A 25,407-nucleotide genomic window follows, 5' to 3' on the forward strand; every position below is an offset into this window, starting at 1 on the left:
AAGCTCTTGAGGAGAGTGCCTGTCTCGGAGGAAAAATGGATTCACTTGAAGTATTTACATTGATAGCAGGCCTGGTTGGAGGCCTTGCGATGTTCCTTTACGGAATGAATGTTATGAGCGGCGGTCTGACAAAAGCCGCAGGTGGCAAGCTCGAAAGCGTTCTTGCCAAGGTTACTGAACATCCCTTTATCGCATACCTTTTTGGTGTGGGAGTAACGGCGCTGGTTCAGTCTTCTTCAGCATCTACCGTTATGGTAGTTGGTCTTGTTAACTCAGGAATCATGACTCTAAAGCAGGCTGTAAATGTTATCCTTGGTGCTAACCTTGGTACAACCTTTACTGCATGGCTTCTTTCATTAAATGCGATCAGCAGCGACAATTTTCTTATCAATCTCTTAAAGCCAAGGTCCTTTACGCCTTTCCTGGCGCTTATCGGTATTGGGCTTTATATGTTCGCAAAGAGCGACAAGAAGAAAAATGTGGGAACCATTTTATTAGGTTTCTCTGTTTTGATGTTTGGTATGAGCACCATGTCAGATGCTGTATCACCACTTAAGGATGTGGAAGGCTTTAAGGCGGTTCTTACAACCTTCAGCAATCCGCTTATCGGATTTTTGGTTGGTATCATCTTTACTATGGTAATCCAGAGTTCAGCAGGAACCATCGGTGTACTGCAGGCTTTGTCCCTTTCTGTAAAGATCGATTACGGCATTGCAATTCCAGTGGTTGTTGGTGCGGAGGTAGGAACCTGTATCACAGCTATCCTTTCATCTCTTGGTGCCAATAAAAATGGTAAGAGAACAGCTCTTATGCATCTGTTCTTTAATGTCATTAAGGCATCAACCTTTATGATCCTATTCTATGCAATCAATGCAGTTGTTCATTTTGCATTTATGGAAGACCAGATCGGTATGGTTGGCATTGCGGGAATACATACACTTATAAATCTTGTGGCAACACCACTTATGCTGCCATTTTCCGGACTCCTTGTTTCAATGGCTCTTAAGGCAATTCCTATTGATGACAGGGAAAAGAAGGAACAGGAGGAACAGCAGGGTATCAGAACTCTGGATCCCCGCTTCCTTTCAAACCCTCCATTTGCATTGGAGCAGGCAAGGCAGGCAGCTATTGCCATGGCTAACATGTCTAAGGAGGCCCTTGATAAGGCTATCGGGCTGATCGATAAATTCGATGATGAGGCAGCAGCTGATGTGGATTACCTTGAGAGAAAGGTGGATAAGTACGAGGATCAGCTGGGAACATATCTTATGCAGATCAATGCACACCATCTTGGGGTAAAGGACTCACACACACTGTCAGTTCTTTTGCATTGTATTACTGACTACGAGAGGATCAGTGATCATGCTCTGAACATTATGCAGAAGGCAAAAAACATGTCGGATAACAGCAGAAGCTTTTCACCTAAGGCCCAGTCTGAGATGGAGATTTTTGCATCAGCAGTTCAGGAGATCATGGATCTTTCCATCAGGTCTTTTGAGAATCAGGATGTGGAGCTCGCAAAGATGATCGAGCCACTTGAGGAGACTATTGACGGAATACATACAGAAATCAAGCGCCGCCATGTGCGAAGGCTTCGTAAGGGCAAGTGCACTATAGAGCAGGGCTTTGACCTTAGCGATATTGGAACAGATTACGAGAGGATCGCAGACCACTGCAGTAATATTGCAGTTGGTATCATAGAAGTCGACGAGGATGCCTACGATGCCCACGGCTACATTGAGCAGCTTAAGGCTGACAAGGGCGAGGGCTTTGAGAAGGCTGTTGAATTCTATCAGAATAAATATCTGCTTCCAGCAGTAAAATTCTAATTATTTACCGGGGAAAGTGTTATGAATATCAGAAAGCTTAACAGGCTCGATACTCTCATTGAGATGCAGAGAGAACAGGGCCGTCTTCAGGGTGCAACAATACTTGTGGAGCACAAAGGAAAAAGAGTATACGAGAATCAGTACGAGCCTGACAGGCAGGACAGTATCTATAAGATATTCAGCATGACAAAGCCTGTTACGGCAGTTGCTGCAATGATACTTTATGAGCGCGGTCTTCTTGACCCCATGAGCAAGGTTTCCGAGTACCTTCCTGGATATGTGGACTGCAAAGTGGTGTCCTCAGATGGAATCAAGAGAGCAAGAAATGAGATCACAATAAAAGATCTTTTAAACATGACCTCGGGAATCGTTTACTCCGGGGATTTTGGTGAGGCTGAAAGGCTTATGTCCAAGATCTATAAGGAGGCAAGGACCCAGAGTGAGTCAGGAATATTAAAGAGCAGCGCTGATATATGCAACAAGATCGCAGAAGCAGGAGTTGCCTTTGAGCCGGGCGAGACCTTCAGATACGGCCATTCTGCCGATATCATGGGAGGAATCATTGAGGTCATCAGTGGCCAGAAGCTTTCAGAATTCTTCAAGAAAGAGATCTTCACACCCCTTAATATGGAGGATACTGATTTTAAGATTGGAGAGGGCAAGGAGTTCAGACAGGCAGTCCTTTATAGAAGAGATAAAAATGGCAAGGTAGTAAGGGCTGAAGATGATGTAAGAAGACGCCTTGAGATGGAGAATCCTTCCGCTGATCCCTGGTGGGAGAAGGGCGGTTCCGGACTTTACTCAACAGCCAATGACTATGCCCATTTTGCCCAGATGCTTCTTAATAAAGGTTCCTATCATGGAAAAGAGCTGATTGGCAGACGAACATTTGCATACATGACATCTCCGCAGCTGACTGATAAACAGCTTCAGACCTTGGATTTTGAGGCTTGTATCGGCTATAACTACGGAAATTATTTCAGGATACTTACAGATCCTGCAAAGGGATGCTCCAACGGAAGTGTAGGAGAGTACGGCTGGGATGGTAAGGCCGGAACATACTTTTTCGTTGATCCTACAGAGGAGCTTATCTTTATTTATATGCAGCAGATCGAAGGGGACTGTGATTACAGCTTTATCAGAGGTCTCAAGCAGATAGTATACGGGGCATGTTAAGGAGCTTTTTAGCAAATGGAATTTGAGTATATAGAGAAAAAGGAACCTGGAAAATTCATCAACCGCTATGATGTGCATTACAAGATGGCTGATGGCCAGGAGAAGGTCTACGAAATGATCAGTCGTGACAAGGACATTCAGACTTTCGAGCAGCTTCACAATGACAAGGAAGATGCAGTAGCCATTATCATGCACGATGAAAGTGGAGAGAAGATCCTGCTTAACAGAGAATTCAGGATGGCCATGGGAAGATGGGTTTACAATTTCCCTGCGGGACTTATCGATGAGGGAGAAACCCCTGAACAGGCAGCAAGGCGTGAGCTGAAGGAGGAAACCGGACTTGATATCCTTGAGATAAAGGACTGGTGGGGACCATGCTACAGTGCCATAGGTTTTTCAAATGAAAGAAATGCATGCTGTGTTGGCGTTGCCGGAGGAGTTTTTTCCGAGAGCACATCAGCTCAGGAAGAGATAGAACCGGCCTGGTTCACAAAGGATGAGATAAGGAAGTTATTGGCTACAGAGCCTTTTGCAGTAAGGACTCAGGCATATTGCTACTGCTGGGTCAACAGGTAATTTAAATGGGAGTTAAAAGAGGTGCTTACCATGACAGGGAGCATGGTAAAGAGTTAATGAGAGGAATAACGGGACTGAATATCTGCGAAGAGTGTGGTGGATTCTGCACTCAGAGCGTGCCCCTTATTGAGGGACTTCCTGTTAATGCGCAGGTGAGTCTTATGGAGCATTCCGTTCACGAGAATCTGAAGAAGAACAGTTATCTCTTCAGGGAGGGTGAGCCGGTTGAATCCATCTGTATAATAAGAAAGGGAAGAGTAAAGCTGTGCAGATATGATTCCCTTGGACGTGAACAGATAGTTACAATCCTTGCGGATCACGACATAATATGGGAAGGAATGTTCCTGGATGGAAGCATATATCCCTACTCGGCAGTATGTCTTACTAATTCGTCAATCTGTCAGATTCACAGAGATGATTTCATAAAGGTAGTAAATGACCCTTCGGCGGCCATGAATACGATAATTCTTTTAAGTAAGAAGCTTCATGATGCAAATGAAAGAAACATGCTTTTGTCCACCAAGGATCCGATGGCAAGACTGGCAGGATTCTTGATGTACAGAGTAGACAGAAGCATTGATGATGACATAGTCCTTAAGTTGGATGATATTGCTGCCAGTGTAAGTCTTCGCACAGAAACAGTATCCAGAAAGCTTCGTGAAATGGAGAAGATGGGACTTATTTCAAGACTTGGTCATGCCAGGATCCGTGTCCTTGATAGGGACGCACTCCGGGATATCTACGTATCACAGTAAGGTGCAGAAAAAGTTAAGCGCCAAGTCACGTTTTGTGGTAAAGTATAGAAGTGTAATCGAAATCTCTTAGGAAAGGTGGTGGTTTTTATGAAGTCAGATCCTTATTTATGTGGCAGTGATTCTGCTCCTTATCGAAGTACAATAAAAACCATACACAAAGGAGATTTCTATCATGGAAATGGAAGAGAAGAACATCGCAGAAGAGCTTAAGGAACTTCTGACTTCCAGGCAATACACATTGCTGCGTCAGACCATTTCAGACATGAACCCAGCGGATATAGCCGGTGTCATGAGTGAAATGGAAGACGAGGATTCACTGAAGATGTTCAGAATCCTGCCCAAGGACATTGCGGCAGATGTATTCGCCGATCTGGAAATTGATGTACAGCAGTACATTATCCGGTCAATGTCAGACCGAGAAGCATCCAACATAATTGAAAATCTGATGGCCGATGACGCTACGGACCTTTTGGAAGAAATGCCCGCCAGCGTTGTTAAGCGCATCCTTGCAAATGCCAGTCCTGAGACAAGGGCTGATATCAACCACCTGCTTCGATATCCGGAGGATTCCGCCGGATCTATCATGACGGTGGAGTATGTGGATCTCCACGAAGATATGACAGTCAATGATGCCATAGAGCGTATAAGAAAAAAGGGCGTTGACTCAGAGACCATCAATATCTGCTACGTTGTTACCAAGCAAAAGATCCTGGTAGGAACTGTGGCTTTAAGATATCTGCTCATTATGAAGCCTGATGAGATCATCGGTGACATAATGAACACCAATGTCATCAGCATCAACACCATGACCGACCAGGAAGAAACGGCCAGGATGTTCCAGAAGTACGGCTTTACAGCCATGCCCGTTGTGGATAATGAGTCCCGAATGGTGGGAATCATCACCATTGATGACGTAGTGGACATCATGGAAGAAGAGGCTACCGAGGATATCGAGAAGATGGCAGCTATCGTGCCATCGGATAAGCCCTATCCGAAGGTTGGTATATTTGAGACCTATAAAAACAGGATCCCATGGCTTTTATTCCTGATGATAAGTGCAACATTTACCGGAGCGATCATCACCGGGTTTGAGGATGCGCTTTCCGCTTTCGTTATACTAACTGCTTATATCCCGATGCTTATGGACACCGGAGGAAATGCCGGCTCCCAGGCCAGTGTATCAATTATCCGTGGACTTTCCCTTAAGGAAATTGAATTTGAGGATATTTTCAAGATCATCTGGAAAGAGCTCAGGGTTGCGATGCTGTGTGGTCTTACCCTGGCAGTAGCCAACTTTGTTAAGCTTCTTTTGCTGGACAGGCTGACAATTACCGTGGCTTTGGTTATTTGCCTGACATTATTTGTTGTGGTGCTCATTGCTAAGCTTGTTGGATGCTGTTTGCCAATGCTGGCTTCAAAGGTTGGATTTGACCCTGCGGTTATGGCAAGTCCTTTTATCACAACTATCGTAGATGCCCTGTCACTTCTGGTGTATTTCAATATTGCCACCAGACTGTTGCACATCGCTGCATAAGGTAGGGGCCTATTAACAACTGTTACTTGCAAGGTTGAGGCAGATGTTTTAGAATGTTCTGTGGCTTAATTTTGATTTATTAGAAATGGAGTAATACAAATGATGCAATCACGTACACATAACTGTGGTGAGCTTCGCATAGAGAATGCCGGCGAGAGCGTTAAGCTGGTTGGCTGGCTTGAGAATATGCGTGAGGTTGGTTCAGGACTTGGATTTGTTGTCCTTCGTGACTTCTATGGCACAACACAGATAGTTCTTGAGACAGAGGAGATGGTTAAGACAGCAAAGGCCATCAACAAGGAATCAACAATCTCTGTAAAGGGTGTAGTAAGAGAGAGAAGTTCCAAGAACCCTAAGCAGGCAACCGGTGATATCGAGGTTGTTCCTGAGTCTATCGAAGTTCTCGGAAAGTGCCGTCATAACGAGCTTCCTTTTGAGATCAATCGTTCAAGAGAGGCTGATGAAACAGCACGTCTTAAATACAGATATTTAGACCTGCGAAATCCTGATGTTAAGAAGAATATTATTCTTAGATGCAATGTTGTAGCAGCTCTTCGTCAGGCTATGACTGAGCACGGTTTTTTGGAGATCACAACTCCTATACTTACAGCTTCATCACCTGAAGGAGCAAGAGATTACCTTGTTCCTGCAAGAAAGCACCCAGGAAAGTTCTATGCACTTCCTCAGGCTCCTCAGCAGTTCAAGCAGCTTCTTATGACAGCTGGCTTTGACCGTTATTTCCAGATCGCGCCATGCTTCAGAGATGAGGATGCTCGTGGTGACAGAAGCCCGGGAGAGTTCTATCAGCTTGATATGGAGATGGCATTTGCTTCTCAGGAAGATGTTTTTTCAGTATGTGAGGATGTTCTTCCTCCAATCTTTGCTAAATATGGTACTTATGACCGTGCTTCAGGATCTCCTTTCATGAGGATCCCATATCTTGAGGCAATGGAGAAATACGGTTCAGATAAGCCTGACCTTCGTATCGACCTTACAGTTCAGGATGTAACAGATAAGCTTGCTGATTGTGGATTTGGTCCTTTTGCTACAAAGGCAGAGGATGGAACAGCTACAGATGTCCGCATCAAGGCTGTTGTAATATCTGACTTCAAGGAGAGCCGTAAGTTCATTGATAAGACAATCGGCGATGTTGAGGTTCAGTCAGGAAATAAGGCTTACTGGTTTAGAATGGATGAGAACGGCGAACTTGTTGGAGGTATCTCCAAGTTCGTTGCACCTATAAAGGATGCTGTTGTTTCAGCTCTTTCACTTAAGTCCGGAGATCTGGTTGTTCTTTCAAGTGGTAAGCTTGGAGCAGCACAGAAGACTGCTGGTGTTATCGTTAAGACCTTCGGAGCAGCTGTTCCGGGACATATGGATAAGGAGCAGTACGCATTCTGCTGGATCGTTGACTTCCCTATGTATGAGATTGGCGAGGAATCTGGTGAGCTTGAGTTCTGTCACAACCCATTTTCAATGCCATCAGGCGGTCTTGAGACACTGCTTAAGGCAGAGAGAGGAGAGATTGATCCTCTTTCAATCACAGCAGACCAGTACGACCTTGTATGTAACGGAGTAGAGCTTTCTTCAGGAGCTGTCCGTAACCATGATCCTGAGATCATGATCAAGGCTTTTGAGATGGTAAGACTTGGTGAGGACGATGTTAAGGCTAAGTTCCCTGCTATGTACAATGCCTTCACCTATGGTGCGCCACCACACGCAGGAATCGCTCCAGGTGTAGACCGTATGGTAATGCTTCTTGCAGGAGAGGACACAATCAGAGAGATCATTCCTTTCCCTATGAACAAGAATGCTCAGGATGTTATGATGGATGCTCCTGGATATGTAACAGACAAGCAGCTTGAAGAGCTTCACATTAAAACAACAGCTACAGAAGAGCAGGAATAATTGTCGAAATTTTGATAAAATTATTATAAAGTTTTAGGATGAAAGCCGCTTCCACCCAGTGTGGAAGCGGCTTTTTGTTGCTTTTTGGACAAAATGTTGCAAATGGTGTAAATTGTCTAACTTTGATTGTGAAATAGCGCTAAATGCAGTAAAATAGACTATGGGTCTTTGTTTTTTACAGAGACTATCAGGATACATGAGGAAGGAGCGAGAATCTTTTAAGATGGAAGTTAGAAAGGCGTCCAGATTAATAGGTCAGTTTGCGATGGTGGGCCAATTGGGTCTGTCACTTCTTATGCCGCTTCTTATGTGTCTTGTGGCTTGTTATCTCTTAGTAACTAAGGTTTCTGCACCTATTTGGGTTTATATACCGGGCTTTATTCTGGGCCTGGGAGCTTCTATGACAACTGCCTATAAGGTATATCTGTCAGTGGTTCACAAGGAAGAAAAGAATAGATTAAGAAGAGACCCTAATGAGGTTAATATCAGTAGACATATTTAATTTTGCAGGGGAGAAGAGTTAGGGTATGAAATTACAGCCAGCCGTAAAGACTGAAACGGGGAAAATTGCTTTGGGGACGTGCGTTGGTGTTCTTATAATGTACGCCGTATTCTTTGTTTTGCACATGGTGTTCCCTACATGGGCACCATTTGACTATAAAGTTATATTGGGAGGGTTGTTCGGAGCTGTGTATGCTATCGGCAATTTCTTCCTTATGGCAGTCACTGTGCAAAAGGTTGCATCAATGGAGGACGAGAAAGAGGCCAGAGCGGCCATGGGAGTCAGCTACAGAAACAGGACTCTTTTACTTCTCCTGTGGGGAATACTTGGAATAGCTATTCCTGTATTCAATGCAGCCGCAGTAATAATCACATTATTTATTCCAAGCTTGTTCATAAAACTACGCGGTATCATTTCTGCGGGGAAAGGAGGTTGAAGGCGAAAGCATGAGTCAAAGCTTTGAAGTTGATTATGCGAAGATATACGCCACCATTAAGACCGGGATCCCTATCCTGGGTGATCTGAAAATAACAGAGACGCTGATAGTCAGTTGGATCGTTATGATCATAATCACAGGTCTGTGTATCTTCCTTACGAGAGATCTCAGAGTTGAGAACATCTCAAAGAGGCAGGCTTTTGCAGAAATGCTGGTTGAAACGGGCAACAACTTTGTCCGCAATAACACAGGAGGCAATAAGTTCGACAAACTGATACCCTTTGTATCAGCTCTTTTCGCAACAAGTGTTGTGTCGAACCTCATAAGCCTTGTGGGGCTACGAAGTCCTACAGCAGATCTGTCAACGGAAGCTGCCTGGGCGATAGTCGTGTTCATCATGATCACGTCTACAAAGATTAAGACCAACGGATTTGGCGGATATTTGAAAGGATTCACAACTCCTATTGCAGTTATGACACCCTTCAATATTTTGTCAGAGTTGGCAACACCGGTAAGTATGGCTTGCCGTCATTTCGGAAATATCCTTTCCGGCGTAGTTATTGACGGACTTATTTACTGGGCATTGGGACTTGCGTCAGCAGCCCTGTTTGGACTGATACCGGGAGCAGTTGGAAAGTTCCTTTCCAATATTCCAATCCTTGGCATAGGTCTACCTGCTATCACAGGCGTTTATTTTGACTGGTTCTCAGGATGTATGCAGGCATTCATCTTCTGTATGCTGACTGTAATGTACATTGCAAACGCCGCTGAGGAGTAACAGGTAATACAACTGAATATGGCAAGCAACACAAAATAAAAACAAAAAAGTGTTTTAGGAGGCAAAAGAACTATGGGTGATTTTCAGATTCTAGCAAAAGGTATTGCTCTTGCAGGTTGTGGTATTGGTGCAGGATGTGCACTTATCGCAGGTATCGGACCTGGTATTGGTGAAGGAACTGCTGTATCAAAGGCTCTTGAAGCTATCGGACGTCAGCCTGAGTGTAAGGGCGATGTAACAGGAACAATGCTTCTTGGTTGTGCCGTTGCAGAGACAACCGGTATTTACGGTTTCGTTACAGGTCTTCTTCTTATCTTCGTTGCACCTGGTATGTTCATGGGATATTTACAATGATATAGGGATTCAAAGTCAGAAATTTTTCGTGCTGGCACGAAACAATTTATGACCTTGAAGGCCGAACAAAAATGAGGAAAAAAGATGTGCGAAGCATATCGATTTCCGAATTTTTGGAGGATTGCGAGAGCGTAAGCGAAGCAATCCGTATATCATTGGGCATCAGTAAAGGAGATAAAATATGCAGACACAAGAATTGGTAACACTTGTGCCCTGGACCTTTATCATTCAGATAATCAACCTTTTCATCCAGGTATACTTGATCAAGAAATTCTTGTTCAAACCAATCAACGATATCCTGCAGAAGAGGAAGGATCTGGCGGATAAAGAGATAAGAGAAGCCAGGGAAGCCCAGGATGAAGCCACATCTCTTAAAACTCAATATGAAGAGAGCCTGACAAATGCCCATGCTGAGGCAGCTAAGATCGTGTCAGATGCACAGAAGGAAGCTGAGACTAAGGCAGAGACAATTGTCCGGGATGCAGAACAGCAGGCAAATGCTTTGAAGGCAAAGGCCAACGCTGATATTGAGCAGGAAAAGAAAAAGGCCATCAATGAGGCTAAGGATGAGATCGGTTCACTTGCCATGGAAATTGCAGGCAAGGTAGTAGAAAAAGAAATCAGTGAAGCCGATCACAAGAAGCTTATAGAAGACTTTATTACTAAAGTCGGTTAGGATCAGCCTGAAGCATTTACTGTTGAAGGCGTAAGAAAATGAAGTAAAGGTGAGCATGCCCTTGCCAAAGGCAATTTACATGGCATGCGAATAAGAAATTTCGACGAAGGAGAAATTTATGACTAAAGCTGGAGATCTTTATGGGCAGAGCCTGTATGATCTGGCAGCGGAAGAGAACCTTACGGATGATATACTGGGCGAAATGGAGGCAGTGAAGGGAATCTTTAAAGAGAATCCCGACTATGTGACACTCCTTTCGGAGCCTTCAGTTCCCAAAAAGGAAAGGCTGCAGCTGGTGGATGAAGCACTGGGCGAGAGTTTAACTCCTTATCATCTGAACTTCATCAAGATTCTCATAGAAAAGGGACTGCTTCGTGAGTACTCAGCTTGTTATAACAGATTCAGGAAAAATTATAATGAGACCCACGGAATAGCTGAAGCATTTGTAACTACAGCGGTTACACTGAGCGACAGTCAGCTGGCGACTCTTAAGGAGAAGCTTGAAAAGATCAGCGGTAAGAAGGTTCTTCTGCAGCAGAAAACAGACCCTGATATCCTGGGCGGTGTCAGAGTAGATCTTGAGGGACAGCTCTTTGACGGAACGGTCAAGGGAAGGTTATCCGAGCTTCGTAAAAAAGTTGATGACGTGGTGATATAGGCGTCATAAGTCAATAATGCGTACATGCGTGCATGTTAAGCATTGTGACTTTATGACCCGAACAGACATGAGGAAGTAGCATGGTAATGCGGATTCCGAATGGATGAAGGATTGCGAGAGTGGAACGGAGCAATCCGGATATCACCTAGTCAAATAAATATACGCATCGGAGGATGATATGGAACTAAAACCAGAAAAAATATCCGAGGTCATTCGAAGCCAGATAAAGAATTATCAGAACGCAATCATTCAGAATGAGACTGGAACAGTTCTTACCGTAGGTGATGGTATTGCCAGAGTCAGCGGTCTTTTGAACTGTATGTCCGGTGAGCTTCTTGAGTTTGAGAACGGTACATTCGGAATGGCTCAGAACCTCGAGGAAACAGTAGTATCTGCGGTTTTGTTCGGCGAGGATGTAGGTATCAGCGAGGGACAGACCGTTAAGCGTACAGGAAGAGTTGTATCTGTTCCTGTAGGCGAGCAGATGATCGGGCGTGTAGTAAACGCTATCGGTCAGCCAATCGATGGACAGGGTCCTATCGAAACATCAGAATACAGACCGGTTGAGTCTCCTGCTCCCGGTATTATCGCAAGACAGCCCGTTAAGGAGCCACTTCAGACAGGTATCAAGGCTATCGACTCCATGATCCCTATCGGAAGAGGACAGCGTGAGCTGATCATCGGCGACAGACAGACAGGAAAGACTACAATTGCTATAGATACCATCATCAACCAGAAGGGCAAGGATGTTATCTGTATTTATGTAGCTATAGGACAGAAACGTTCTACAGTTACTGCACTTGTTGAAGATCTTAAGAAGGGTGGAGCTATGGACTACACTATCGTTGTAGCAGCTACAGCGTCTGAGCCCAGCCCACTTCAGTACATTTCACCATACACAGGCTGTGCAATGGGTGAGTACTTCATGAATCAGGGCAAGCACGTTCTTTGTATCTACGATGACTTGTCTAAGCATGCGGTTGCTTACCGTGCTCTGTCACTTCTTATCAGAAGGCCACCGGGACGTGAGGCGTACCCAGGCGACGTATTCTACCTTCACTCAAGACTTCTTGAGAGGGCAGCTAAGCTTTCAGATGAGAACGGAGGCGGATCACTTACTGCACTTCCTATCATTGAGACACAGGCTGGTGACGTATCAGCCTACATTCCTACAAACGTAATTTCCATCACTGATGGTCAGATATTCCTTGAGACAGAGCTCTTCCACTCAGGTATCATGCCGGCTGTTAACCCAGGTATTTCAGTATCCCGAGTTGGTGGTAACGCTCAGATCAAGGCCATGAAGAAGGTTGCTGGTACCTTGAAGCTTGTTTACTCACAGTATCGTGAGCTGCAGAGTTTCGCACAGTTCGGATCAGACCTGGACGAAGACACAAAGAACCGTCTTGCACAGGGTGAAAGAATCGTGGAAGTTCTTAAGCAGGACAAGAATCAGCCGGTAGCGGTTGAAAAGCAGGTAGCAATTCTTTATGCGGTTATCAACAATATCCTCATGAAGGTTGACACAGCAGACGTAGCTAAATACGAGGCTGGCCTTTATGATTTCCTGGATACCGATCCAACAGGAATCGCAGCAATGCGTGAAATCCGTGAGACCGGTAAGCTCGAGGAAGAGACAGAGAAGAAGTTAAAAGAGGCACTGGACGCATATACAAATAAGTTCATAAGCCAGAAAGGCTAAAGAAACAGGAGGATTAAAAAATGGCTGGATCAATGAAAGCTGTTAAACTCCGAATCAAGAGCGTTCAGAGCACGATGCAGATCACGAAGGCCATGCAGCTGGTTGCAGCTTCAAAGCTTCGTAAGGCCAAGGAGAGAGCCGATGCATCAAAGCCTTACCTTGAAAATATGCTTCTTACGCTGACAGATATAGCCAATTCAAACACTGATTTCCAGTCGCCTTATACTAAGGCGACGGAAAGTGACAAGTGGCTGTATGTTGTAATTGCCGGAGACAGAGGTCTTGCAGGCGGATACAACTCTAACCTGTTTAAGTTCATGGAGCAGGAAACTAAGGGCAGAGGCGATGTTACGGTACTTCCTATAGGAAAGAAATCTGTAGAGCACTTTAAACACAGAAATGTACCTCTTTTCACAGAGGAATATGCTGAGATTGCAAAGGTAACTCTTTCAGATTGCTTCCAGGTGGCAAAACTGATCTGCAACGCATACAGTTCAGGAGAATATGGACATATTTATTTGTGCTATACAAACTTTATTTCCATGCTTTCCCAGGTTCCAACTGCTTCATCACTGCTTCCTTTATCAGATTTTAGGACTGAAGAGAAAGCTTCTGATGGTAAGGCAAAAGAGCTGATACTGTATGAGCCGGATTCAGATACAGTGTTCAATGCGATTGTTCCGGAATATCTGGCGGGAATTCTTTATTCCAGTATCAACATATCCTACGCGAGTGAGCTTGCTGCCAGAAGAACAGCCATGGAGGCGGCAACAGACAACGCAGAGGAAATGATCGATACACTTTCTCTGTACTACAACAGAGCGCGTCAGGCTAGCATCACCCAGGAGATCACAGAGATCGTGGCTGGTGCTGATACACAATAATATTAAGGAGTCAATACAATGAGTGAAAATCATGTTGGAAAGGTAATACAGGTAACAGGTCCTGTACTTGACATCCGCTTTAAAGAGGGTGAGCTTCCAGATCTTCACAATGCCATAGAGATCATGATAGGCGACAGAAGGCTGATCGCCGAGGTTGCACAGCAGGTTGGTGATGACGTAGTTCGCTGCGTTGCCATGAGTTCAACTGATGGTCTTGTTCGTGGAGCAGAAGCTAAAGATACAGGAGGCCCTATCACTGTACCGGTTGGTGACAAGTGTCTGGGCAGAATCTTTAACCTGCTTGGAGAGCCTGTAGATAATGAGCCTGCTCCGGAAGATGTAGAGAGATGGCCAATCCATCGTCCTGCACCATCCTTTGAGGATCAGGTTCCTGCTACTGAGATCTTTGAGACAGGTATCAAAGTCGTTGACCTTATCTGCCCTTACGCTAAGGGCGGTAAGATTGGTCTTTTCGGTGGTGCCGGAGTTGGTAAGACCGTCCTTATCATGGAGCTTATCAACAACGTTGCTAAGGCACACGGTGGTATTTCAGTATTCACCGGTGTTGGAGAGCGTACCCGTGAAGGAAATGACCTTTACGGAGAAATGAAGGAAAGTGGAGTTATTGATAAGACTGCACTGGTTTACGGACAGATGAACGAGCCACCGGGAGCCAGAATGAGAGTTGGTCTTTCAGGTCTTACAATGGCTGAATATTTCCGTGATGTAAAGAATCAGGATGTGCTTCTTTTCATCGATAATATCTTCCGTTTCACACAGGCCGGATCTGAGGTTTCCGCCCTCCTTGGACGTATGCCTTCAGCCGTAGGTTATCAGCCTACACTGGCTACTGAGATGGGTGCACTTCAGGAGCGTATCACATCAACAAAGAAGGGTTCTATCACATCTGTTCAGGCCGTATACGTGCCTGCGGATGACCTTACTGACCCTGCTCCTGCTACAACATTCACCCACCTGGATGCTACTACGGTTCTTTCCAGAGATATTGCATCAAAGGGTATTTATCCTGCGGTTGATCCTCTGGATTCCACAAGCCGTATTCTTTCACCTGATATCGTAGGAAAAGAACATTATGAGGTAGCAAAGGGTGTTCAGCAGGTTCTTCAGAGATACCGTGAGCTGCAGGATATCATTGCCATCATGGGTATGGACGAGCTGTCAGAAGAGGATAAGCTTACTGTTTACAGAGCGCGTAAGGTTCAGAACTTCCTGTCACAGAGCTTCTCAGTTGCTGAGCAGTTCACAGGTCTTCCTGGAAAATACGTTCCTCTTAAGGAGACAATCCGTGGCTTCAAGATGATCCTTGAAGGCGAGTGTGATGATCTTCCTGAGTCTGCATTCCTTCTTGTTGGAACAATTGACGAAGTATTCGAAAAGGCGAAGAAAGGATAACTAATATGTCCAGTTATCATTTACAGGTTATCTCTATGGATGGCCAGGAGTTTGAAGGACAGGTGCAAAAGATACTTCTTCGTACAATAGACGGTGATGTGGAGATACTGGCCCGTCACACGGACTACTGTACTGCAATTGGTATGGGCACAGCGAGGGTCACCCTGGAAGATGGCACAGAAAGAAAAGCAGCCTGTATCGGTGGAATGCTTTCAGTCATGAAGGGCGAGGTCAGAGTTTTCCCGACCACCTGGGAGTGGAGTGAGGACATTGACCTGGAGCGTGCGAAAGCCGCCAAAGCCAAAGCGGAGGAAAGACTTGCTGATCAGAAGCTTGACAAGGAGGCCCGTGTAAGGGCTGAGGCCAAGCTGTACAGAGCTTTAGTAAGAATTGGCACCCACGGTCAGGGGCACGAATAAAAAGATAAAGAAAATCCAGGTACCTTTTGATGGGTACCTGGATTTTAAATTGCCTGTAATTATTCCTCAGAGAATACCCAGAAGCAGGGCTTTGGTGCGTATCTTTCGTCGAAAAGAAGTGGGCTTTGTTTGCGATCTGCACTGCTTCGCACCTCATTGATAAGCAGATGGCAATATTTGATTAGATTGCCATGTGAAAAAGCGGTAAATTAAAATTAATAGATAACTTGTTAAGGAATGGAACAATAAATGTACAAAATGCCAAATGCGTTGGTACATTTACTGGATTAGTGCGTTGTTTTTTGTGAATAACGCACAATTTTTATGCCTAATTTATAAATTTTTTGTTAAATAAGTAAAAAATGTGCTAACTAAGGTAAAAGAAATCCATTCTATATAAAAATGCAAGGTTCTATAATGTTCCATGAAAAGTGTTGAATGAGCACTTAATGATGAAACTAAAAAAGGGAGAAAGGGGTTATTATGAAAAACAAAGCAATGAAAAAAGTAGTTGCACTTTCAATGAGCACAATGCTCATGGCAACAGCTCTTGTTGGATGCGGCGAGCAGGCAACAACCGGCGGCGACAGTGCAGGAACTACAAGTGGTGGGGAAACAGCTACAACTACTACTGAAACAACTTCAACTGACGCAGGTGCAGCAGAGGATAAGACATACTCAGCTGACGAGATCGTTGATTTCACATTCTTCGCAGGAATGCCTGGAACAGAGATCAACAGTGGCGAGAACGAGATCCAGGACATGATCGCTGAGAAGACAGGTGTTCGTCTTAAAGAGACATGGCTTACAGGTCAGACAGTAGCAGAGGCTATCGGAAGCATCATTGCATCCGGTACATATCCAGACCTCATCGATGGTGGTGACGGATGTACAGACCTTTACAACGAAGGCGTACTTATTCCTTGGGATGAGTATCTTGAGAGTGGTAAGTATCCTAACCTTACAAATTACTACACAAAGAACGAGTGGGATCAGTTCAGACAGGATGATGGACACATCTACTGGTGCAACGTATTCCAGAACACAAAGGGCGCTCCTACAGGAACAGCTCACAACGACGAAGCATTCTGGATTCAGGCTCGTGTTCTTGAGTGGGATAACTATCCTGAGATCAAGACTCTTGACCAGTATTTCGATCTTATTGAGAGATATGCAGCAGCTAACCCTAAGACAAAGGACGCTAACGGCAACGAGATGGATATCATCCCTTACACATGCCTTTGCGATGACTGGAGATATTTCTGCATTGAGAATGCTCCTCAGTTTCTCGACGGATATCCAAATGATGGTTCTGTAATCGTAGACAACAGTGGTGATCCTAAGATCGTTGACTACAATACAACACCTACAGCTAAGAGATATTTCGCAAAGCTCAACGAAGAGTACCAGAAGGGTATCGTTGATAAGGACTTCGGAACACAGAAGTATGATGATTACATCACAAAGCTTTCAAACGGTAACGTACTTGGTATGTGCGATCAGTACTGGGATTTCCAGCAGATCAACGACGCACTCCTTACAGCAGGTCTTGACAAAGAAGGCTGCAACTATGTTCCTCTTGGACTTACAATTGATGAGGGCATGGAGAACCGTTGGCATACATACGGCGATACACTTAACACTGCATCAGGTATCGCAGTTACAACATCTTGCTCAGATCCAGATCTTGCATTCTCATTCCTTGACAAGATGCTTGACCAGGATATCATGAACCTTCGTTTCTGGGGGGTAGAGGGTGTTGACTACCTCGTTGACGAGAATGGTCTCTTCTACAGAACTCCTGAAATCAGAGCACAGGTTGCTGATCCTACATACAAGGCAAGCCACATGTGCACATACAGCTACCTTCCTCAGTACGGTGGAACAAGCGATGATGGAATCAACGCTAACCTTCCAGAAGAGCAGCCTTCAGAGTTCTATGACAAGCTGGCTGATCCTCTTAAGAAGTGCTTCGATGCATACGGTGCTAAGAACTATCCTGACCTTATCGGATCAGTTGTAGAAGATGTAAATGCTACACATCCTTGGTTCCCTATGTGGTCATACTCAAACAACCTCGACACATCAACAACAGGCGGTGTTGCTTGGACAAAGATGGGTGAGTGCAAGCACGAGTGGCTTCCTAAGGTTGTTATGGCTTCTGACTTCGAGAGCGCATGGAGCGATTACATGAAGGCATACGAAGGATGCCAGCCTCAGGACTTCCTTAACCAGATGCAGGAAGAACTTGACAGAAGAGTTGAGGCAGCTAAGAACGCAGGCTGATAAAGCTTAGATTTTGGTGTTAGAGGATAAGGCAGCCATATGCCTAAAAGTATATGGCTGCCTTTTTTTACAGATTTTTTGAATGAAAGGAACCCTTAGCATGAGTAAAACCGTAGCCAAACAAAAGAAAACGGTCATAACAAGAAAAGAACTCGCAAAGCAAAAGGTTCTTATAGCATGGTCTGCAGTGTTCGTTATTTACGGATTTATATTCTGTTATCTTCCACTTGCCGGCTGGCTGATGGCCTTTGAAAACTATAAGAACAAAACTGGCCTTCTCCACTCAAAGTGGGTAGGACTCGAGAAATTTAAATTTCTTTTCTCAGATGTAACATTCTTAAAGGTTATTAGAAACACATTCTGTATGGGTACTTTGAATCTGATATTCACAACCCTTACAGCCATCATATTTGCTATTTTGTTAAATGAATTCAGGTTGCTTAGAGCAAAGAAGGTAGTTCAGACAATTTCCTATCTGCCACACTTCCTTTCTTGGATCATTGTTACAGGTATCTTGAATGATGCCCTTTCATCAACTGGTATTATAAACGAATTACTTATTAAATTCGGACTTGTAAAAGATTCTGTTCCGTTCTTCTCGATACCGGCATTGTTCTGGCCTATCGTAACCTTCGCCCACGTGTGGAAGGAAACAGGATGGAATGCTATTATTTATCTTTCAGCTATAACATCCATAGATCCTTGTCTTTACGAAGCAGCATCAATTGATGGCGCCGGAAGATGGGGCAAGATTAAGAATGTAACGTTGCCTGGAATCAGGCCTACGATAATTATCCTGCTTATTATGAACATGGGTAATCTGCTTAACGCAGGTTTCGAAGTACAGTATCTCTTAGGAAACGGCCTTGTAAAGAGCGTTTCAGATACCATCGATATCTACGTACTGACCTGGGGTATCAGCCAGAATGACTATTCACTTGGTACCGCAGCAGGTATCTTCAAGAGCGTGGTATCCATTGTGATCATCGTGGTCGCAAACCAGATCGCCAAGAGACGCAGCGGAGAAAGGTTATTCTAAGGGAGGTGCGACATGGAAAAGAATGAAAATAAGTCAGGCGGAATTCATAAATTAACAGTAGGGGATATGGTCTTTTACTTCTTTCTCTACCTGTTCATGCTGTTATTCTGTATTGTAACCGTTTATCCCGTAGTAAACACTCTGGCAATCTCCTTCAACGATGGTGTAGATGCCATGAGAGGTGGAGTTCATCTGTGGCCCAGAATGTTTACCACACAGAACTACAGCGTAGTACTTGCTCTCAGAAGTATTGGCCGAGGCGCTATTATCTCAGTGCTTAGAACTGTCCTTGGTACACTCTTTGCAGTTGTAGCCAATGCACTTTTGGCTTTCATAGTAAGCCAGAAGAACTTCATATTCAGATCCCAGCTTTCACTGTTCTGGGTTATAACAATGTATGTTAACGGTGGTATGATCCCTATCATGCTCCTGTACAGAAACCTTCATCTTACAAATTCCTTCTGGGTATATGTAATCCCAGGAATGATCAGTGGTTTCAACATGCTGGTTATGAGAACTTACATGGAAGGTCTTCCGGATTCACTTCAGGAAGCTGCCCAGATTGATGGTGCAGGTTACATGAAGATCTTTGTATCAGTTGTATCTCCTTTGTGTAAGCCAATTTACGCTACAATAGCTCTTTTCGTAGCAGTTGGACAGTGGAACTCCTGGTTCGATACAATGCTGTACAACCGTATGGCAGATCAGTACACAACACTGCAGTACGAGCTGATGAAGATGCTTTCAGCTGTAACATCTCTTAAGGGTAATGCCGGAGCTGCTACTACAGGAACATCAGTTAACATCACACCTATTTCAGTAAGGGCTGCTGCAACTATCATCACTATGGCACCTATCGTAATGCTGTATCCTTTCCTTCAGCGATACTTCGTTACAGGTCTTACAATCGGTGGTGTTAAAGAGTAAATTGAATTTTGAAGTGTTAGCTCTTAAATGAGCGCATTAAAAGACCCGGAACAAAAACGTTCCGGGTCTTTTTGGGAGTCGCTGGGGACGGTTCTCGTCCCCAGGAAAGCGTCTGTGGGTACAGATAGTTAATGTGTGATATACTGTTATTATATATTCGAAATGAAAGGTCTTTACATTTATTATGGCCATGACAGATAATCACGTAGACAAACAGACAGACAGAAGAGATTCTGTAAGTCTGTCTTTTTCAATATCAACGTATGTAAAAACATGCCTTAAGATGGCTGCTATTTGATTGGCGGATATTTTAAGGCTTTTGTATTTTCAGGGAAGGGAGAAAAGTGGATGAATATCAAAGCGACAGGAGTAATAGCTACAATACTGGCATTTGGTGTTGGTGTTGCAATACCAAATATCGCAGGACCTGGAACAATTGACGGATACGACGAGGCGCTGGCAATTGTGGAAGGCAAATCTACAGAAAAGAAAGTGGATGACTCTAAGTCAGAAGATACTGGTACCAAAGATGATAATGCTAAGGTGAAAGAGTCAGCTGAAACATCTGAAAATACTGTCACTAAGAATGAAGCCAAGAAAGAATCGGATACAGAAAAAGAAAAACTGAATAACGCGAACGTAAATCTTGATGCTGATGTTGTTCTGGGGTTCATCTTTGATGACATTGAAGTAAATGGCATTAAGTTTATTGAAGCAGATTATGACAGTATGCTGGAAGGTTTCGGATTTAATAAGGTACAGGTCGAGTATACAGATGGTGGTTTTAAGATCAACTCAGATCAATTTGAGTGGAAGGGTAAAAAAGCCAGCTATCATGGGGGATATCAGGACGAGAATAGGCAATCTCATGATCTCTATTTTGATGGAGAGAAATTCGTGACCAGTGATCTCACTGAAAAAGAATCTATAAATAATAGCATATTCATAAATGGTTCCTGGGAAGACAAAGATAATTATACGGATTACTGGAGCTTTGATTATAGCAATTGGACACAGGATAATGCGTCGGATTATATTCGCTTTGGAAATTATGCACATGGATTATCTGATAAAGATATAAATGAGATAAGCAGCTTTGTGAAAGCACCATTTTGTGGTGGTGACTATGCTGCCATGAATGAAGTGATGCGCACCGAGGAGATGATAGAAAAGGGGTTAAAGGATCAATCAGCCTCTAAGGAGAACTACGAGAAATACATAGTAGATACCAGTCTTGGAAAATGTGTTTTAACCATCAGTACAGCAGATAATAATGATGGAAAGCAAACAAATTACAGCTATGAATTTGAAGATGGGAAGTATACTGTGAAGATCTGGTTCCGGGATGGCATCGAATCATCCACCAGCATCAGTTATTACTATAAGCATTGATCAGGAAAACCACAGTTGAACATATAAGAGGGGATATTAAGCATGGATGAGAATAAAAAGAAATCATATATAATCATTGCTATCTGCTGTGTAGCAGCGCTGGTAATAGGTCTTTTTGTAGGAAAGACGATAGTAGATAAAAGAAAACTGGCAAAAGCGGAAGAATACCTTGCCATGAAAGCTGCAAATGCATCGACAACAGATGCATCAATTGAGGAGACATCAATTGATGCGGCAACCGAAGATGCATCAGAGGAGGCCTCTGTAGTAACTGAAGAAGTAGTAGCAAATGAGCCGCAGGTGAAATGGATTGTATCCAAGGAAATTGTTTTTTTTATTCCATTAATGGGAAATCAGACAGAGCATGATCATGAATATACGGTAAATTATACGCTTTATGATAATGATAGTAATGGACTGTGTTCTGAGAGTCATTCAATATATAATTTTTCATATTGGTATGATGGCGAGGAAATTGCATTTGAAGATATAGCTAAAGAGCTGGATGATAATTATGCTGCTGGTGAACTAGACAACTACAGCAGTACTAATACTGTATTCGAATATGATAGCGATGGTAATAGATTAAAGGAAACATCTACAAGCAGCTTTATTTCAGATGAGGATACATCCACAGACACCAGCGTAGGTGAATATGAGTATGAAAATGGCAGTTTGATTAAGCTGACAGAAAAGGGAAATAATGGAGAAGTTTATAAAACTACTACGTATGAATACGATGACAATTCTAACCTGGTTAAAGAGGTTTCTGATAATCTGGGGTGGGGGCGAACAACTACATATGAATATGATGAAAATGACAGTCTGATTAAAGAAACAAATACAGATGATTTGAGGACTACAACTATCACATATGAGTATGATAATAATGGTAATGAAGTAAAGAGTGTATACACATATGAATCTGCTGACTCTGATACGAAAAGCAGTGTACACGAAAGCCAGAATGAATATGACGAAAATGGAAATTTAATAAAAGTGATACAAACGAGCGATGGTGCCTTTAGTAGCTGTACTCTCTACACATATGAAGCAAAAGCAGGCAACTAAACATTGTAAAAATGGACCCAAAAGGTCAAAACAATGCAAGAGAACTTTCTAAATTGATTCTAAAATGCAAGTTTACATAATCTTTATAATTTGAGATAACAACATTTGGGGTAATAACATCATAATCCACAAGACATAGTGTATTAACATCATTCCGATAATATTTTTGCAAGAAATAGGAAGCGGAAAGATAATGATGGCTTTGGGAGAATCAAACATAATAAAACGTCAGGAGCTGCTTGCTGACAGCGCCTGACGCTTCGTGTATAGATAGTTAGTGAAAAAATTCTATGGATTTAAGGCTGCAGTTTCCGGTGCCCTTGTAGACAAGGTAAAGGGCGGTGGTGCCTGAAACAGGAGCAAAAGTGCATTCGTGGGCGGTCCAGATGTTGGAACCATTAGCCTTGATGCGGCCAAGGATCGGGCCGACGCCGGAAGCTGCACTTCCTGCTGGTGCGGATTCAAGGGTAGTGCGAACTTCAAACTCTCCGTCGAAGTAGGCTCTGGTCTTGATGCGAAGGCCCTTAGCGCCCTTGAGGTTGAAGTACTTAAAGCCAACAGTGGTTCCATCTACGATTCCCTTGATGTAGCCGTCATTCTGATCGCCATCGCCGCCCTCCTGTACAACTCTTGGAGCGCTTTCCTCAACGTACATCTTCTTTTCGGGAGTGAAGATGTTGCAGGCGATGTAGGCTGGATACTCACCGATGTCTGAAAGAGGTCCGCCATTTAGTCCACAGGAAGTTATCTCTACCTGCTTGATCTTTCCGTCTTCTTCAAAAGAAATCTTCTCAGCGCAGCCCTGTCTTGAGAACCAGGTTCCGTGGGTGTGTCTGTGATAGAAGATGTACCAGTCATTGCCTATTTCTACGATGCTTCCGTGGTTGTTGGCGCCGTAGCAAGAAGGATCTTCAGCGGGCTTGTAGGTTCCGATATGCATATCGCAGTTACTTACGATCACGCCACCGTAGGTGAAGGGGCCTACAGGCTTATCTGATGTAGCATAACACAGCTCGTGCATTACTTCTGAGGAATAGATGAAGTAGTAGGTATTGCCGTGCTTTCTGATGGAAGGAGCTTCGAAGAAAGCATGACCCTCAAAGCCTGTTCCCTGGCTGTACATGTTTCCAGGAGCGATAAATTCAGGAGCTTTTTTGATGGTCAGCATATCCTTATCAAGGACAGTGAACATTGCTCCGTGCCTTGATTTATCTCCCTGTCCGCAAAATCCGGTGTAAAGGTAAGTCTCATTACCTTCAGTAAGAACTCCGGGATCAAACTGTGGTTCATCGCCTTCTTTGTCTCCGAGTTTTGTTCCATCCTCATAATGAACATATCCGTAGAACTCAAAAGGTCCAACGGGAGTATCAGCTACCGCAACAGATACAACGCTGACTTTATCAAGTACATAGTAGAGGTAGTACCTGCCGTCAGGACCAACTGTAACATCAGGAGCATAGAGGCACATGTGGCCGTTAGGATTAAGAGGATCAGCTGTCTTTGGATAGATGACTCCCTCGTAGTGCCAGTTTCCAAGGTCATTTATTGGAGCGGACCAGCATACATAATCTCCAAGGCAGAAGGTCTCGCCCTTACAAAGATCATGGGACCCATAGACATAAAGCCTGTCACCAAATACGTAAGGCTCTCCGTCGGGGATGTATTCCCAGGATGGAAGGTAAGGATTTACTGCCTGCTTTTTGCTTCCCTGTCTTATACCGCCTTCTTTTTTTGAGTGGGCGCCGTTTCCAAGAAATTCCATTTCATTTCTTTCTTCGTTTTTGTAGGTGTCCCATTTTGGAAGAGGAGTTCTGTCTTTTCCGTTTCCGTTGGGATCTCCAGTCTTAATAAAGTTTGCAAAGTAGTCGCACATCTGGCATGCCAGATCAAAGTGCCTTCCCTCATAGGGTCTGTGACACATATGCAGTGAATTAAAGAAAAACCAAAGGTCAACGGAGTGGAAGGTTCCTGGATAGGAATCTCCTTTATGCCCATCCCCGGGAATATCGGGATCAAATCTGTAGTAGTAGAAGTTCTGGTTTGGACGGTTCTCTTCAGCTTTCAGGAAGACATCCTTAACAGAGAGTTCTACCATATTAACGCCTGCATCAGAAAACTCATCTGTGGTATTTCCTGCAATTATTGGAACGTCAATACAGTTTCCTTTGATCAGGGCTTCTGTAGGATCTCCCAAGCTAAAATGTCCATCGACAATTGGGAACAATCTTCTGTGGTTTCCTACGAATTTGTTATAGCCATCAAGAACCTCTTTATCTGTGAGCTTTCTTGCCTCAGCCAAATCTTTAACTCCGAGGCTTTCAAAAAATTCTTTTCCAAGATCCTCTGCCTGGCTTAATGTCAGTGGATTAAAGATGTCGGCATCAGCATCCTTAAGTCGGATGATTCCGCTAAATATTGCAGCAGCCTTTATGATATCCTTGTTGTCCATGCAGGAAAGCTGGTGCTGTACACTGGCGCCGCCTGCTGACTGACCGGCAATGGTTATTCTGTCGGGATCACCTCCAAAGGCTGCGATATTTCTTTTAACCCAGGCAAGGCCTGCCTTCTGATCAAGGAGACCAAAGTTTGAAGGCGCATCCGGAGCTTCACCTGTTATTTCGGGATGGGCCATGAAGCCAAAGCATCCAAGACGATAGGCGATGCTTACAACGATGATGCCACGCTCTGCAAGAGCTTCTCCGTTAAATTCCATCTCTGCTGTGTAGCCCCACTGAAAGCCGCCTCCAAAGATCCAAACAAGGACAGGAAGCTTTTCGTTAGCTTTTTTTGCAGGTGTCCATACATTAAGGTACAGGCAGTCCTCACTCTTTGGGATATCAGGATCTACGTGCCATTCCCTGTTGTAGACCAGGTCGTCTCCGATTCCCGGTGTGTCCTGCATGGAGATCGGGCCAAAGCCAAAGGCTTCTAAAGTGCCCTCCCAGTCCTTGCAGGGCTGAGGTGCTCTCCATCTGTTCTCCCCCACAGGAGGTGCTGCAAAAGGGATGCCCTTAAAGACCGTGATACGTGGGTCGTTTCCGGGAAGTCCCTTAACTTTTCCGTTTTCAACTGTAGTTTCTCTAAGCATTTTC

General features: G+C 44.0%; 22 protein-coding genes. 21 read left to right on the forward strand and 1 reads right to left on the reverse strand.

Annotation, left to right across the window (positions count from 1 at the left end; genetic code table 11):
• Positions 1-35 precede the first annotated feature (35 nt).
• The 21 genes from BO18_RS08250 (at position 36) to BO18_RS08350 (ending at position 22,315) form a co-directional block, all read left to right on the forward strand.
• Positions 36-1,829, forward strand: coding sequence for a Na/Pi cotransporter family protein (locus BO18_RS08250; protein WP_034445284.1), 1,794 nt, complete (start codon positions 36-38; stop codon positions 1,827-1,829).
• A gap of 21 nt (positions 1,830-1,850) precedes the next feature.
• Positions 1,851-3,005, forward strand: coding sequence for a serine hydrolase domain-containing protein (locus BO18_RS08255; RefSeq protein ID WP_034445285.1), 1,155 nt, complete (start codon positions 1,851-1,853; stop codon positions 3,003-3,005).
• A gap of 15 nt (positions 3,006-3,020) precedes the next feature.
• Positions 3,021-3,581: an NUDIX hydrolase gene (locus BO18_RS08260; RefSeq protein ID WP_034445287.1), complete on the forward strand. Its 561-nt coding sequence runs from the start codon at positions 3,021-3,023 to the stop codon at positions 3,579-3,581.
• 5 nt (positions 3,582-3,586) lie between these two features.
• Entirely contained in the window at positions 3,587-4,336 is a 750-nt protein-coding gene (locus BO18_RS08265; protein WP_051688581.1) for a Crp/Fnr family transcriptional regulator, read from the forward strand.
• Between the two features lie 178 nt (positions 4,337-4,514).
• A complete protein-coding gene (mgtE, locus tag BO18_RS08270; protein ID WP_185752447.1) occupies positions 4,515-5,870 on the forward strand; it encodes a magnesium transporter in 1,356 nt (451 codons plus the stop codon).
• 99 nt (positions 5,871-5,969) lie between these two features.
• Positions 5,970-7,778 (forward strand): aspartate--tRNA ligase, encoded by a 1,809-nt coding sequence (aspS, locus tag BO18_RS08275; protein ID WP_034445290.1) that lies wholly within the window; start codon positions 5,970-5,972, stop codon positions 7,776-7,778.
• Positions 7,779-8,001: 223 nt separating this feature from the next.
• Positions 8,002-8,280 carry an AtpZ/AtpI family protein gene (locus BO18_RS08280; RefSeq protein ID WP_034447170.1) on the forward strand — a complete coding sequence of 93 codons (279 nt, stop codon included), beginning with the start codon at positions 8,002-8,004 and terminating at the stop codon, positions 8,278-8,280.
• 25 nt (positions 8,281-8,305) lie between these two features.
• Positions 8,306-8,716 carry an ATP synthase subunit I gene (locus tag BO18_RS08285; RefSeq protein WP_034445292.1) on the forward strand — a complete coding sequence of 137 codons (411 nt, stop codon included), beginning with the start codon at positions 8,306-8,308 and terminating at the stop codon, positions 8,714-8,716.
• A gap of 10 nt (positions 8,717-8,726) precedes the next feature.
• Positions 8,727-9,494: a F0F1 ATP synthase subunit A gene (locus tag BO18_RS08290; protein ID WP_034445294.1), complete on the forward strand. Its 768-nt coding sequence runs from the start codon at positions 8,727-8,729 to the stop codon at positions 9,492-9,494.
• 72 nt (positions 9,495-9,566) lie between these two features.
• Positions 9,567-9,848 (forward strand): ATP synthase F0 subunit C, encoded by a 282-nt coding sequence (atpE, locus tag BO18_RS08295; RefSeq protein ID WP_034445296.1) that lies wholly within the window; start codon positions 9,567-9,569, stop codon positions 9,846-9,848.
• Positions 9,849-10,029: 181 nt separating this feature from the next.
• Positions 10,030-10,524, forward strand: coding sequence for a F0F1 ATP synthase subunit B (gene atpF / locus BO18_RS08300; protein WP_034445298.1), 495 nt, complete (start codon positions 10,030-10,032; stop codon positions 10,522-10,524).
• Positions 10,525-10,642: 118 nt separating this feature from the next.
• Positions 10,643-11,182 carry an ATP synthase F1 subunit delta gene (atpH, locus tag BO18_RS08305; protein WP_034445300.1) on the forward strand — a complete coding sequence of 180 codons (540 nt, stop codon included), beginning with the start codon at positions 10,643-10,645 and terminating at the stop codon, positions 11,180-11,182.
• Between the two features lie 178 nt (positions 11,183-11,360).
• Positions 11,361-12,884 carry a F0F1 ATP synthase subunit alpha gene (atpA, locus tag BO18_RS08310; RefSeq protein WP_034445303.1) on the forward strand — a complete coding sequence of 508 codons (1,524 nt, stop codon included), beginning with the start codon at positions 11,361-11,363 and terminating at the stop codon, positions 12,882-12,884.
• A 20-nt stretch (positions 12,885-12,904) separates the two neighbouring features.
• A complete protein-coding gene (gene atpG, locus BO18_RS08315) occupies positions 12,905-13,768 on the forward strand; it encodes an ATP synthase F1 subunit gamma (RefSeq protein ID WP_034445305.1) in 864 nt (287 codons plus the stop codon).
• Positions 13,769-13,786: 18 nt separating this feature from the next.
• Entirely contained in the window at positions 13,787-15,181 is a 1,395-nt protein-coding gene (atpD, locus tag BO18_RS08320; protein WP_034445307.1) for a F0F1 ATP synthase subunit beta, read from the forward strand.
• Between the two features lie 5 nt (positions 15,182-15,186).
• A complete protein-coding gene (atpC, locus tag BO18_RS08325) occupies positions 15,187-15,600 on the forward strand; it encodes an ATP synthase F1 subunit epsilon (protein ID WP_034445309.1) in 414 nt (137 codons plus the stop codon).
• A gap of 483 nt (positions 15,601-16,083) precedes the next feature.
• Positions 16,084-17,886 (forward strand): sugar ABC transporter substrate-binding protein, encoded by a 1,803-nt coding sequence (locus BO18_RS08330; protein ID WP_242856534.1) that lies wholly within the window; start codon positions 16,084-16,086, stop codon positions 17,884-17,886.
• 82 nt (positions 17,887-17,968) lie between these two features.
• Positions 17,969-18,925 (forward strand): ABC transporter permease subunit, encoded by a 957-nt coding sequence (locus BO18_RS08335; RefSeq protein ID WP_051688582.1) that lies wholly within the window; start codon positions 17,969-17,971, stop codon positions 18,923-18,925.
• Between the two features lie 12 nt (positions 18,926-18,937).
• Entirely contained in the window at positions 18,938-19,852 is a 915-nt protein-coding gene (locus BO18_RS08340) for a sugar ABC transporter permease (protein WP_034445313.1), read from the forward strand.
• Between the two features lie 348 nt (positions 19,853-20,200).
• Positions 20,201-21,244 (forward strand): hypothetical protein, encoded by a 1,044-nt coding sequence (locus BO18_RS08345; RefSeq protein WP_034445314.1) that lies wholly within the window; start codon positions 20,201-20,203, stop codon positions 21,242-21,244.
• 42 nt (positions 21,245-21,286) lie between these two features.
• The gene (locus BO18_RS08350; RefSeq protein WP_034445325.1) at positions 21,287-22,315 is read left to right on the forward strand and encodes a hypothetical protein; all 1,029 of its coding nucleotides are present in this window, start codon (positions 21,287-21,289) and stop codon (positions 22,313-22,315) included.
• Between the two features lie 274 nt (positions 22,316-22,589).
• Here BO18_RS08350 and BO18_RS36275 read toward each other — a convergent pair whose 3' ends face one another.
• A complete protein-coding gene (locus BO18_RS36275) occupies positions 22,590-25,403 on the reverse strand; it encodes a carboxylesterase family protein (RefSeq protein ID WP_330379472.1) in 2,814 nt (937 codons plus the stop codon).
• Positions 25,404-25,407 lie beyond the last annotated feature (4 nt).

Source organism: Butyrivibrio sp. AE2032 (genome assembly GCF_000702965.1).

What these genes read in the sequence shown, in the direction of transcription:
- BO18_RS08250 (WP_034445284.1), top strand. Translation starts at nt 36, where the DNA reads ATGGATTCACTTGAAGTATTTACATTGATAGCAGGCCTGGTTGGAGGC.
- BO18_RS08255 (WP_034445285.1), top strand. Translation starts at nt 1,851, where the DNA reads ATGAATATCAGAAAGCTTAACAGGCTCGATACTCTCATTGAGATGCAG.
- BO18_RS08260 (WP_034445287.1), top strand. Translation starts at nt 3,021, where the DNA reads ATGGAATTTGAGTATATAGAGAAAAAGGAACCTGGAAAATTCATCAAC.
- BO18_RS08265 (WP_051688581.1), top strand. Translation starts at nt 3,587, where the DNA reads ATGGGAGTTAAAAGAGGTGCTTACCATGACAGGGAGCATGGTAAAGAG.
- mgtE (WP_185752447.1), top strand. Translation starts at nt 4,515, where the DNA reads ATGGAAGAGAAGAACATCGCAGAAGAGCTTAAGGAACTTCTGACTTCC.
- aspS (WP_034445290.1), top strand. Translation starts at nt 5,970, where the DNA reads ATGATGCAATCACGTACACATAACTGTGGTGAGCTTCGCATAGAGAAT.
- BO18_RS08280 (WP_034447170.1), top strand. Translation starts at nt 8,002, where the DNA reads ATGGAAGTTAGAAAGGCGTCCAGATTAATAGGTCAGTTTGCGATGGTG.
- BO18_RS08285 (WP_034445292.1), top strand. Translation starts at nt 8,306, where the DNA reads ATGAAATTACAGCCAGCCGTAAAGACTGAAACGGGGAAAATTGCTTTG.
- BO18_RS08290 (WP_034445294.1), top strand. Translation starts at nt 8,727, where the DNA reads ATGAGTCAAAGCTTTGAAGTTGATTATGCGAAGATATACGCCACCATT.
- atpE (WP_034445296.1), top strand. Translation starts at nt 9,567, where the DNA reads ATGGGTGATTTTCAGATTCTAGCAAAAGGTATTGCTCTTGCAGGTTGT.
- atpF (WP_034445298.1), top strand. Translation starts at nt 10,030, where the DNA reads ATGCAGACACAAGAATTGGTAACACTTGTGCCCTGGACCTTTATCATT.
- atpH (WP_034445300.1), top strand. Translation starts at nt 10,643, where the DNA reads ATGACTAAAGCTGGAGATCTTTATGGGCAGAGCCTGTATGATCTGGCA.
- atpA (WP_034445303.1), top strand. Translation starts at nt 11,361, where the DNA reads ATGGAACTAAAACCAGAAAAAATATCCGAGGTCATTCGAAGCCAGATA.
- atpG (WP_034445305.1), top strand. Translation starts at nt 12,905, where the DNA reads ATGGCTGGATCAATGAAAGCTGTTAAACTCCGAATCAAGAGCGTTCAG.
- atpD (WP_034445307.1), top strand. Translation starts at nt 13,787, where the DNA reads ATGAGTGAAAATCATGTTGGAAAGGTAATACAGGTAACAGGTCCTGTA.
- atpC (WP_034445309.1), top strand. Translation starts at nt 15,187, where the DNA reads ATGTCCAGTTATCATTTACAGGTTATCTCTATGGATGGCCAGGAGTTT.
- BO18_RS08330 (WP_242856534.1), top strand. Translation starts at nt 16,084, where the DNA reads ATGAAAAACAAAGCAATGAAAAAAGTAGTTGCACTTTCAATGAGCACA.
- BO18_RS08335 (WP_051688582.1), top strand. Translation starts at nt 17,969, where the DNA reads ATGAAAGGAACCCTTAGCATGAGTAAAACCGTAGCCAAACAAAAGAAA.
- BO18_RS08340 (WP_034445313.1), top strand. Translation starts at nt 18,938, where the DNA reads ATGGAAAAGAATGAAAATAAGTCAGGCGGAATTCATAAATTAACAGTA.
- BO18_RS08345 (WP_034445314.1), top strand. Translation starts at nt 20,201, where the DNA reads ATGAATATCAAAGCGACAGGAGTAATAGCTACAATACTGGCATTTGGT.
- BO18_RS08350 (WP_034445325.1), top strand. Translation starts at nt 21,287, where the DNA reads ATGGATGAGAATAAAAAGAAATCATATATAATCATTGCTATCTGCTGT.
- BO18_RS36275 (WP_330379472.1), bottom strand. Translation starts at nt 25,403, where the DNA reads ATGCTTAGAGAAACTACAGTTGAAAACGGAAAAGTTAAGGGACTTCCC.